This window comes from Clostridium amazonense (genome assembly GCF_056431285.1).
The window spans coordinates 258,598-271,028 of the sequence record NZ_JBWKMH010000028.1 but is presented as its reverse complement, the minus strand read 5'-3'; the positions used below and the strand labels follow the sequence as shown (position 1 = coordinate 271,028).

Sequence of the window (12,431 nt, the reverse complement as noted above, 5' to 3'; positions counted from 1 at the left end):
GCCTTGTTCGCCTCTCGGTCCCCTTGGACCAGTTGGTCCGGTTGGTCCGGTTGGTCCTGTTGGACCTGGACATCCTCTAAATCCTCTTTCTCCTTGGATTCCTTGTGGTCCTCTTTCTCCTTCATCGCCTTTTTCTCCTCTTGGTCCTCTAAGACCCATTGGACCTTCTGGGCCTTGTTCTCCTTGTTCACCTTTTTCTCCTTGTGGTCCTCTAAATCCTCTAGGACCCACTTCTCCCTCTGGTCCTTGTGGACCTCTAACTCCTTGTTCTCCTCTTTCACCTTTTTCGCCTTGTAATCCTCTTGGACCTTGTGGACCTGGATAACCTTCAGGTCCTTCTGGACCTTCTGGACCTGGAACACCATATATACAAATCTTATAATTACATCCGTCTATACATTTATCATAACATTTACATTTGTCTGCATTTTCGCAAAAGAAGTTCTCATCTATTTCAAGATGATCAAATCCGCATTTTTTCATACTGACTACACTCCTATCTAAATTAAACTAAATTATTTAAATATTGCACAATACATCTTATGTATAATATAGGTGTTTTCTCTACACTTTTTTTGACAAATATAAATATTTTATAATAAAAAACTGATATTTAGAATATATCCTAAATATCAGTTTATCACTTTTTATTTATTGCCTTTTTTTGAATATGATTTACAATTTTACTATTAATTAAATTAGGTGAAACTTTTGACATAAAAACTAGCAGCTTATTCATAGAACCTGGAATAATATTTGCTTTTCCCTTTTCTAATCCATAATATGCTATTTTAGCAACCTTTTCAGTACTCATTGCAATATTTAAATCACCTTTACCAGCTCTTTTTGAAAAATTAGTTTTTGTAGTTCCTGGCGATAATGCACTTACAGTTATTCCATAAATTTTAAGTTCTTCTCTTAACGCATAAGTTAATGAAAGTACATATGCTTTTGATGCATAATATACAGAAATCATGGGGCCTGGTTGATATGCACCTGTTGATGCTACATTTAATATTTTTCCACATCTATTTTTTTTCATATCTTTTACTAATAAATTTGTAAGTATTGTAAGAGCTTTTATATTTACATCTATAATTTCTACATTTTTTTCTACTTTAATATCATCAAAATATCCATTGTATCCAAGTCCTGCATTATTTACTAATATATCTATGAAATAATTTTTATTTTTTATATAATCATATAATTTATATAGTTCATCAATATTGCCTAAGTTTATTTGTAATATTTCAACTTTAATATTATCATTAATCTCATTTTTTAATTTTTTTAAAGCCTCATAATTTCTACCAACTAATATTAGATTATGATTATTTTTTGCAAAGATTTTTGAAAGTTCATATCCAATTCCACTACTAGCTCCAGTAATAAGCGCAAATTTCTTTATAATGTTCACCTCACTATTTCTTAAATATTTTTTAAACCTATTCAAATTTTATTGATTTTGTCATTCTATCTTCACCTATTATCACATTTTCAAATATTTCATTTGCATTTTTTATATATATTTGTGGTTCTAACATTGCAGATGTAAAATGTGTTAATATAAGATTTTTAACATTTCCTGAGTCTGCCAACAACGCAGCTTCTCTAAACGTCATATGTTTATTTTTAACTGCTTTTTCTAAATCATCATCATCTCCATAAGTTCCTTCACAAATAAATAAATCACATTCATTTATAAAATCTTTTATACTATCTATTGGTCTACTATCTGTTATATAGCATAAACTAATTCCTTTTCTTTCTTTTCCTAAAACCATATCACTAGTATACAAATTCTCCTCAAAAATTACATTTTCATTTTTCTGAAGTTTATTCCATAGAATCTTAGGAACATTATTTCTTATTGCTTTATCTATATCAAATTTAGGTTTTCTATTTATATTAAACTTATATCCAATACATGAAGTAGAATGTTCTAAACTTATAGTGTCTATTTCAATTTCTGAATTTTCTATTTGTTCTTCCATTTTATTATTTAATGAAAATTTAATTTTACTTTTAGGATTTTCTATAACTCTTATATTATAAGGTAAATAAGGACAAACAACACTAAGCCCTTCAATTACTTTATTTATTCCCTCTGGTCCAATTATTAAAACCTCGTCTTCTCTTCCACTATTGCCCATAGTGGATAAAAGTCCTGGAAGTCCTATAATATGGTCTCCATGACAATGAGTTATACATATAATATCTATAGATTTAAATCCACATTTAGATATTCTCATTGACACTTGTGTGCCTTCACCACAATCTATAAGTATTTTTCGTCCTTTATAACTTATAAGCATAGATGCAAGATTTCTAAAAGGCATTGGCATTCCTCCACCAGTACCTAATAAAACTAAATCTACCATTTTAAATCCTTCTTTCGCTTCTATTATATATTATTTATAAAATCAAAAAGTATATTAGTGTTTTCTTCTCCATTGCCTATCCATAAATTTAGTATGCTTGAATGATACTTACCTTTTATGATTTCTATTCTTGTATTTCCTCCTAATTCATCTATTTTATCTGTAAAATTACTCACACATTTTTTTGGAACTAATTCATCTTTTTCTCCATGTAAACATAAAATAGGAAACTGTGGCTTATAACTTGCCAAATCTAATGGATTTACTTTTCCCTCATATTTAGTTCCTCCTAAATAACCGTCTAAATATTTCTGAGCTCTTTTACTGTTAAATTCTTTAAAATCTAAAACTCCACTTATAGCTATATATGCTTTAAATATCTTAGGATCTATTTCATATCTCTCTTGTAATTTTTTATTCATTACTAAATTAATTCCAAGTTCTGATCCTGCTGAAAATCCAATTACTATAACATTATCATAGTTTCCTTCAGCCCAATATTTTTCTAAAAAATCTTTAAAACCTAAAAATACATCTTCAACTTGACATGGATATTTATATTTAGGTGCTAATCTATATGCTGGAAGTACTGCTGTATATCCCTTCTTTGCAAAAAATTTAGCTATAGCTTTAAATGAAAATGGATTTCCTGACATCCATCCACCACCATGTATAAAATATATTAAAGTTTTCTTTTTAGGTTCATTACCTTCTAATATTAAAGTGTACTTTCTATGATTATGGCCATATTTTACTTTATGAATTTTAAAATCCCTATCTTTATATTTATTCCAAAGCATCATTTTTGCTGCTACAGACAAAATTGATAGTCTTTCTTCTAGTTTCATTGCTATCACCCACCTTAATACTTAATTATTTATATAAAAAGATCTAAATTTAAATATTTAAATTTAGCATCTTTTTATAATTTTTTAAACTTATATATACAATTGACAAATTATTTTTGTTTTATTGGTAAAGTTATTATAAATTCACTACCTTTTCCAACTTCACTTTCTAATTCTATACTACCATTATGTAATTTTACAAGCTGCATAGTTAATGTAAGTCCTAGTCCACTTCCTCCATATTCCTCTGAAGATTTATCATAGGTTTGATAAAATCTATTAAATATAGACTTATGATAAGATTTATCTATTCCTATACCTGTATCCTTTACAGAAATTTTAACATTTTCACCTTCATCAAATATTTTTACTTCTATAAGTCCACCTTTTTCAGTAAATTTTGCAGCATTCCCTAGTAAATTCACTATACATCTTTCTATATCTGATATATCACACTCTATTATTTTCTCCTCTATTTGCGGATCTATAATAAATTCTATTCCCTTATTTTCTATAAAATTCTTCATTGATAGTGAAACTTCTTCAACTAAATAAACTATGTCCGTTTCTTCAATATTTAACTTATAATTCCCAGAATCTATTTTAGATGTATCTATAATATTATTTATAAGTTTTAATAATCTATTAGAATTTTTGTTCATTACATCAGTATAATATAAGAGTTTTTCATCTTCAATTTTTTGCTTATTTACAGTTAGTCTATTTATTAGCTGTAATGTTGAAGATATAATATTCAATGGAGTTCTAAGTTCATGTGATAAATTTATAAAATAATTATTTTTATGTCTTTCCATTTTTATAAGCTTATTATAAAGTTCTTCATTTTCATCTAACTTTTTATTAAGTTCTTTTGTTCTTTGTTTTACCATTTTTTCTAAAATTTTTACATGATTCCAAGCAAAGTAAATTATTATTGTCAATATAATTGCATAAATACAATATGCTAAAGGACTTTCCCAAGGTGGATTCATTATTTTTATTTGTAGCTTTGTTGGATTACTCCATGTTCCAGCTGAATTTCTTGCTATAACCTTAAAAGTATATTTTCCCGGTGGTATATTGGTGTAGTTTGCATGATTCCTATTTTCTATATATACCCATCCTTTATCAAAACCTTCTAATATATATTTATATTCCGATTTAGGTGTACATTTATAATCTGGTACAAAAAACTCTACATCAAAATGATTCTTATCATATTTTAATTCTATATTTTTATGATTATATATTGACCGTTCATTAAATGTAACATCTTTAATGACTACTGGAAAATCATGTTCGCTCTGCTTTATCTTACTTGGGAAAAATGCATTTATTCCATTTATTCCCCCAAAAAACATTTCGCCTTTGCTACTTTTAAACGCTGAATATCCATTAAACTCACTACTTTGAAGTCCATCTGCTAAATTAAACTTTTCAAATTTATTATCCTTTACATCTAATTTAGAAATTCCATTATTTGTGCTTACCCATGGATTTTCTTCTTCATCTAAAAGAATATTATAAACAAAATTATTAGATAAACCTTCACTTTCTGTATACACTGTAAATTTTTCAGTTTCTAAATTAAATTTGTTTAATCCACAATTAGTTCCAATCCAAATATTTCCTAGGCTATCTCCCTTTATTGTTTTTACACTGTTCATGCTCAATGAATTTTCATCATTAGGATTATTTACATAATTCTTAACTTCACCTGTTTGTCTATTGTATTTTAAAACTCCTCCATTCAAAGCAGCTCCAATCCAATAATCTCCATTATCATCTTCATATATAGATGTTATAAATTCGTCCGTTAGTCCACCTTCTTTGAAGATTTCATTTTCTATTTTAAAGTTCCCATTTTTATCTATTACTGTTATTCCATTTCTAGATCCGACCCACATGTTATTCTCTTTGTCAAAATATATGTATCTTGTTTCATTAGATGATAATCCATCCTCTTTATAATATCTTGTAAATTTTTCTGTCCTTTTATCAAATTTATTTAATCCATCAGATGTTGATATCCATATTTCATTATCATTGTTTGAAGCTACATGCCATATTTCATTGTTACTTATAGAGTTTTCATTCTGTGAATCATATTTATAACATTTTATTTCACCAGTTTTTCTATTAAATTTATTTAAACCACTGCTTACAGTTCCAAACCATAAAACTCCTTCATTATCTTCATACATTCCCATTATAGAATTATCACTAAAAGCATTTTCTGCCATCAAATTACTTTTGTAATGAATAAAATTACTCTCTGGATTAAATACACTAATTCCATCATATGTTCCAACCCATACAAGTCCAGTATTATCATGAAATATACTTAATATATTGTTGTTTATTATGCTTTGAGGATCACTTACTTGATGACTAAAAGTTTTAAATTTATTATTTTTAATGTCATACTGAGATAATCCACTATCTGTTCCAATAAATAACTTTTCATTAGAATAATTTAAGTATTGTATATTATTACTAGCAATTTGATTACTATTTTTCATATTCTCATTATTCTTATAATATGTAAATTCATCTTTTAAAATATTTAATTTATTTAATCCTCCACCTCTAGTGGCAATCCACAAGTTGCCATCTTTTGTAGAGCAAATATCATATATGTAATTATTATTTATTGAATTATTTTCACTTTTCATATACCTCTTAAATGTATTATTTTCTTGATTTAACATATTAAGACCATTTTTAGTCCCTATCCATATATTGCCTTTTTCATCTTCATCCATAGATAAAATAAAATTGTCACTTAAACTATTTTTATCATCTTCTTTAGAATAATATTTTACAAATTCATCAGTTTTTTCATCATATAAATTCAATCCATGTTCTGTTCCAATCCATACTCTATTTTTAGAATCTATTAATATACACCTTATATTATAATGTGATATACCACTTTTATTGTTTTTATCATATACATAATTTTTTATGTCATTATTATTTTTACTTATTTTACTTAAACCTTTACTTGTTGCAACCCATATATTTCCAAACGAATCTTCTTGAATATCACCTATATAACTTCCAGATATACTATTCTTATTTTTAGGATTAAATTTAAACACTTCAAAATTATACCCATCATATCTGTTAAGCCCATCTGCTGTACCAAACCACATATACCCTTCACTGTCTTGATAAATAGATGAAACTGAATTTTGTGATAGTCCATTTTGAATAGTTATATTTCTAAAGTTTATATTAGTATTTTTAGCACTAACTGCATATATATTTAGAAATAAACATATTACTACTAAGCTTAAAACCCGTCTTAACCTTCTCATTCTTCTTCTCATTAATTACCCTCTTTTATATTCTAGAAATATATTTTCTTTTTAAAATTATACCAATATTTTGTTAAACCTTCTAGTTATTATAATTAAATTTATAATTTTAAATGTTTTTTGAAATTTATTTAAAATTTAAAAGAGATTATTCTAAACATATATTTAAAACAATCTCTTTTATTATCTCAATTAAATTTTATGAAAACATAAAGTAATTTTTGCTTTTATTTATTTTTAACAAAAGTTCCTTCTTTCATTATTATATCCATTTTATCTACATCTATATTCTTTATATTTTCTAATGGATTTCCATTAATAACAAGTAAATCTGCAAATTTTCCTTCTTCTAATGTACCTGTTATATTATCTATTCTAAGCATTTCAGCACCATTTTTAGTTGCTGCCATTATTGTTTCCATTTCTGTTAATCCAGCTTTATTAAGTGCATACATTTCTGTTATAGCATATTTTCCATATGGAGTTAAACTACTACAGAATGAATCTGAACCTACTGTAATTCTGATGCCCTTTTTATTTGCATTTTGAAGATTATCAATTATTCTATTTAATTCTTTTTCAGCTATTGTTTTTCCTGGATATTTATCATGTATTGGTCTATAAGGTGGTTCATATACTGTAAACCATTCAAAGAAAAATTGAAGTGTAGGACAGAAAGTTATGTCTTTTTCCTTCATTATCTCTAAACATTCTTCATTTAATTCTTGTCCATGTATTATTGCAGATACTCCTGCTTTACATGAATTTAATGCACCTTCATAACCTTCAGCATGAGACCATACAGGAAGTCCAACCATACTAGCTTCATCTACAACTGCTTGAATTTCTTCCATACAATAATGTGAATCAGCTTTTGCATCATGTCTCCAAATTCCACCGCCAGTTGACCAAATTTTAATTGCATCTGGATTTTCACGAAGTCTTCTTCTTATAGCTTTACGTAACTCCCATGGTCCATCAACTCGTTCTGCCCATGGATGAGATTCACTATTATATTCTATTGGTAACTTGTGAGAGTCTCCATGTCCTGCTGTTCTACAAAATCCAAGTCCTGTTGTTACAACACGTGGTCCAGGAATTATACCTTCTTCTATCATATTTCTTATATGTATTCCTGAACGTGAAATTTCACCAACTGATGTTAAACCATGTTCAAGTGATTCACGAGCCTGAGCTACTGCAACTATAGTCTTTTGTATAGGTGGTTCAAGTACCCAATCACTATCATTATCAGTTAAATTACCACTAAAGTGAAGATGACTATCAATTAATCCTGGCATAATACTTTTAGAAGTTACATCTACCTTTTCATAATCATCATCAAAACTCTTCATTACTCCAGCATATTTAATTTTTTTACCTTCTACTAAAACTAATGAATTTTTTATTGGTTCTTTACCAGTTCCATCTATTAGTAAACCACCAACAAATGCAATTTTACTCATAAAAATTCCCCCCAATTAAATTTATAATTAATTATATGTATATGTTTTCACATAGAACAAAATTGATAAATATCATAATTAATATAACTATAAAATTTAAATAAATTTGTAAGTTCTATATTTTATTAACATATTTAGTATATATTAATTTGTAAATTTTATCTAGACAAACTATAAATTTTTTGTTTTTATTTTTCAAAAATTATAACAAAACAAATTTTCCCACTATTTATTTTATAATCAATATTTCCACCATTTTTTTCTATTAAATTTTTACATATAAACAATCCTAGTCCTGAACTTACCATTTTGTTATCTCCATAATTATATTTTAAAAATGGTTCAAAAAGATTGTCACCTATTTCCTTAGGTATATTACCACAATCATTTTCTATGATAATTGTTAATTTTTCATTTTTATAAACTTTAATTTTTATTATATTAGACTTATTATATTTTCTAGCATTGTCTAGTAAATTTAAAAATATTTTTCTTATTGCTTCTTCTTCACCTAGAATGGTAAAAAACTCATTATTTCTTACATAATCTAACTTTTGATATTTTTCCACAATCTGAAATTCCTCAACAACTTCATTTAACACTTCTACAACATCAAAATATTGGGGCTTATTCTTTAAATTTTCCTTTTCTCTGGCTATTAACAACATATTTTCAACCATAGTTTTTAATCTTTTTCCTTCGATTTCTATTCTCTCATATGCTTTATATTTATCTTTATCATTTAGTACATCATTTTTTAGAAGTTCACAATATCCTAAAATCCCAGTTAAAGGAGTTTTCATTTCATGAGTTGCACAATTAAAAAATTCTTTTCTAGAAGCCTCTAATTTTTCTACTTTTTCATTTTCACATTTTAATTTATAAACTTGACTAACTATTTTAATTCTCATTTTTTCAAATTGTTTTGATAGTGTTGCTACTTCATCTTCTCCCTTAATATTAAAATTAGTATTTGAAAGCTCATTATAATTATTTATATCTCCTATTGTTTTAGATAGTTTTCCTATAGAATACACTGACTTGCTTGTCCATATATATATCATAAATATCATAATAGAAAATAATATAATCTGAGCTATTACAATTTCAATAACAAGATATTTATTATCAAGATACTCATTAAAATATCTTTTTTGAATAGTAAGTGTAGCTATATATTTACTATTTTCATAAATAGGATATACATAAGTAGCATAAAAATCTTTCTTTTCTTTATGTGTAAAAATTATAACTGATTTTTTATTACAATCTTTTATAAGGTTCATTTTTTCTTTTTCATTTAATTCTACTCCAATAAATACTAAATTCTTTTTCTCATTCTTATCTAGAGATATATATACATCATATTGACTATTTATATTGTTTAATATAGGTAATAATTCACTTTTACTATTATAAATTAAATTTTCAACACTATTAAATTTAATAAATTCATTGTATGTTATATTTTTAATTGTAGTTATATCATTTATTACATAATCATTAAACTTTTTATGAACTGAAGTTCTAATTATAATGTTTACGACAATAATTATAATTACTGTAATTCCAATTATTCCAATTAAAATTTTCCCCTTCAATGTCTTTATCATTTAATTACCTCATTACATATCCTTTTCCAAAAACTGTTTCTATAATATTAATATCAGTTACATCAAGTTTCTCCCTAATTCTTCTAACATGTACATCCACCGTTCGTGTTCCACCATAATAATCATAACCCCAAACATTATTTAAAAGTTCTTCTCTCCTTAAAATTCTATTTCTGTTATTAACAAAATAAAAAAATACTTCACTTTCTTTCCTTTTAAATACTATTTCTTTTGAATCTTTATAAACCCTTTCCCCTATCAAATCAATACTAATATTTTCATTTAACTTAATTATATTTTCACTTTTATTTTCTTTTTCCAACATTCTAAAGATAGCTTTTACTCTAACTACTACTTCCTTTATTTCAAAAGGTTTTGTTATATAATCATCAGCACCTAATTCAATTCCAATTATTTTATCAAATATACTATCTTTTGCTGTAACCATTACAACTAAAAAATCTTTAGATATTTTTTTGCATAACTCAAACCCATCTCCATCTGGAAGCATTGCATCTAAAAGTATCAAATCTGGATTATATTTATATATAATTTCCTCAGTACTTTTTATATCAAAAGAACTTTTAGTCTCATATCCCTCATTTTCTAATGAAATTCTTAATATCTCATTAATTGAAAACTCATCTTCAACTATCAATATTTTTCTTTTCATTTTGCCCCCCTATAAAATATAATTTCTTCATTATATTTACATTTTAACATGTCTTAAAATTTAATTCTTTAAAATCATCTTTTTATTTATAACTATGCAATTGGAAATTCATTAGAGTTTCTTTGAAATTTTTATGAATAACGTTTTAAATAATTCCTGTTTCCTTTACTAACATTAATCTCATTTAATATTTGAATAACTTAAAGTTTCAACTTGGAACCCTATACAAAACTCAATTTGTAAATTTACTTTCGTACTACTTTTACTCTAATATATATTTTTTATATATATTTTTTTTAAATTCTATATCATTATTTTTTTTAAATTCACTTATGTTTTTATATAAAAGTAATTCTTTTTTATCCATATTGGGTATTACACTAACTAATGTATTTATTGTTTCTCCTTCATCTTCTATATTTTCTTTATATATTGTTTTTAATTCCTTATTACCTAATACTTTAAAATATCTATTCTTAGATTTTATTTTATCTTCCTTTAAATCAAATTCATCTAAAATAATCAAGCCATTTATAAAGTTTGGTGCACTAAAATGAGTGTTTTCATCCACTTTCATAAGCTCAGTAAACTGATTAGTTTTAAAATTAAACTTATCTATTGAAACTAACTCAACATTTCTAAAGTAATCTTTACTTATACAGGGTATTTCTTTATATTGAATTATCAATACTTCATTATCATTAATACTTTTAATTGTTATATTATTATCAGTATTACAATCCAACTTTTTATTTGTATATTTACTTAAATCTATAAATTCTTTAAATTCAAAATATTCCCCTTCAAAAACCATTTTATAAAATTTAAAATTTTCATCTAATCTAATAAGTGAATCTAAAGCTTTTATATACTCTGAATTACTAATCCCATACTTTGAATCAAAACTAAAATTTACATCTTTTAAATTTTCTTTGTATTGATACACTCTATCATTTTCATCATCATATAAATAGAAAAATTTTGAACCGTCCCCAAAAAACTCTAAACTTAAAACAAAATTTTTATTATCATAATTATATTTATAAAGAAATACATTTTCAGTAGCATAGTGACATTTCTTTAACGCCTCAGTTAATTTTTTATTTTCAATACTAATACCATTTTTAGAGTAATCTAATTCATAAACCTTACCATCTTTATAATATATATTGCCATTATAGTTAAATTCTATATCACTCCTTTCTAGCTCATTATTCTCTTTTAATTTATATAACTTTTCCTCCACATATTGTTCTGAATTTTCTTTGATTTTTACTACAGATCCATAAATTTCATTATCTATAAACATATATGGTACAAAATCTTCATTGCCTTTTATATTTAATTCTTCAACATTTTTAACTTTAATATCCATTTTTCCATTACTATTTCTAATATATATTTTATTTTTTTCATTTTCTTTATTTTTAGTTACATCATTATTAATGATAATTTTTGAAGTTTCAAATTCATTTCTTTTATCACATCCGTTCATACACACACAAGCCAAACTTAATAATATAACGAAAATATTCTTTCCTATCATCACTATCTCCCCCTTAATATATAACTTACACTTATATATTAATAAATAATTGTTTTGCTTTTAGTTCTAACTTATTTCCAAGTTGTTAAATATTGTTTTTTATTATTAATTATAATTGTTTAATTTATATAATTTTCCCATTATCCAATAATATGCTAAAAATAAGTTAACCTATCGGAATCCAAGTTAAAACTTTAAGTTATTCATGTTTCAATTGAGAAATTATATGAAATTAACAATACAAATTAGTTTAAAACAATATAAAAACGCAGTTTTTATATATTTCTATTTTAAAATGTTTAGATATTAGGAACAAAGTGAGTAATATCTACCATAACTTTTCACTTTTCACTATTCACTTTTACTTCTTACTTGGATCCAAACATGATAATAGCAATAAACTTGTAAGATTAGTAGTATCATCTTTTAAATTATTAGTTCCAAAACTTGAACACCCTCAAGAGTGAGATTAGTTCCGAATCATCTTAGAATCAACAATTCTTTTAAATACAATATAAATTTTCAAAAATTATACCCAATAAATAATAATTATCTATTGACATTTATTATTTATTGGG

The 12,431-nt window shown here is 25.3% G+C and carries 8 protein-coding genes and 1 pseudogene; all 9 read right to left on the bottom strand.

Features of this window, described 5'->3' with window-relative positions; translation table 11 throughout:
• Positions 1-483: pseudogene (locus AC07E4_RS12660) on the bottom strand (collagen-like protein); the annotation flags it as partial.
• Positions 484-640: 157 nt separating this feature from the next.
• Positions 641-1,411, bottom strand: coding sequence for an SDR family NAD(P)-dependent oxidoreductase (locus AC07E4_RS12655; RefSeq protein ID WP_478216574.1), 771 nt, complete (start codon positions 1,409-1,411; stop codon positions 641-643).
• 37 nt (positions 1,412-1,448) lie between these two features.
• Complete coding sequence (locus tag AC07E4_RS12650; protein WP_430828654.1) at positions 1,449-2,384, bottom strand: ribonuclease Z; 936 nt, start codon at positions 2,382-2,384, stop codon at positions 1,449-1,451.
• Positions 2,385-2,407: 23 nt separating this feature from the next.
• Positions 2,408-3,232 carry an alpha/beta hydrolase gene (locus AC07E4_RS12645; RefSeq protein WP_430828653.1) on the bottom strand — a complete coding sequence of 275 codons (825 nt, stop codon included), beginning with the start codon at positions 3,230-3,232 and terminating at the stop codon, positions 2,408-2,410.
• 110 nt (positions 3,233-3,342) lie between these two features.
• A complete protein-coding gene (locus tag AC07E4_RS12640) occupies positions 3,343-6,567 on the bottom strand; it encodes a ligand-binding sensor domain-containing protein (protein WP_478216571.1) in 3,225 nt (1,074 codons plus the stop codon).
• Between the two features lie 215 nt (positions 6,568-6,782).
• Entirely contained in the window at positions 6,783-8,021 is a 1,239-nt protein-coding gene (locus tag AC07E4_RS12635) for a metal-dependent hydrolase family protein (protein ID WP_040329657.1), read from the bottom strand.
• Positions 8,022-8,209: 188 nt separating this feature from the next.
• Positions 8,210-9,634, bottom strand: coding sequence for a HAMP domain-containing sensor histidine kinase (locus tag AC07E4_RS12630; RefSeq protein WP_478216570.1), 1,425 nt, complete (start codon positions 9,632-9,634; stop codon positions 8,210-8,212).
• A 4-nt stretch (positions 9,635-9,638) separates the two neighbouring features.
• Positions 9,639-10,307 (bottom strand): response regulator transcription factor, encoded by a 669-nt coding sequence (locus AC07E4_RS12625; RefSeq protein ID WP_040329655.1) that lies wholly within the window; start codon positions 10,305-10,307, stop codon positions 9,639-9,641.
• Between the two features lie 262 nt (positions 10,308-10,569).
• Positions 10,570-11,853: a hypothetical protein gene (locus AC07E4_RS12620; RefSeq protein ID WP_040329654.1), complete on the bottom strand. Its 1,284-nt coding sequence runs from the start codon at positions 11,851-11,853 to the stop codon at positions 10,570-10,572.
• Positions 11,854-12,431 lie beyond the last annotated feature (578 nt).

Coding starts and splice junctions, on each gene's coding strand:
- AC07E4_RS12650 (WP_430828654.1), bottom strand. CDS start 2,384: ATGGTAGATTTAGTTTTATTAGGTACTGGTGGAGGAATGCCAATGCCT.
- AC07E4_RS12645 (WP_430828653.1), bottom strand. CDS start 3,232: ATGAAACTAGAAGAAAGACTATCAATTTTGTCTGTAGCAGCAAAAATG.
- AC07E4_RS12640 (WP_478216571.1), bottom strand. CDS start 6,567: ATGAGAAGAAGAATGAGAAGGTTAAGACGGGTTTTAAGCTTAGTAGTA.
- AC07E4_RS12635 (WP_040329657.1), bottom strand. CDS start 8,021: ATGAGTAAAATTGCATTTGTTGGTGGTTTACTAATAGATGGAACTGGT.
- AC07E4_RS12630 (WP_478216570.1), bottom strand. CDS start 9,634: ATGATAAAGACATTGAAGGGGAAAATTTTAATTGGAATAATTGGAATT.
- AC07E4_RS12625 (WP_040329655.1), bottom strand. CDS start 10,307: ATGAAAAGAAAAATATTGATAGTTGAAGATGAGTTTTCAATTAATGAG.
- AC07E4_RS12620 (WP_040329654.1), bottom strand. CDS start 11,853: ATGATAGGAAAGAATATTTTCGTTATATTATTAAGTTTGGCTTGTGTG.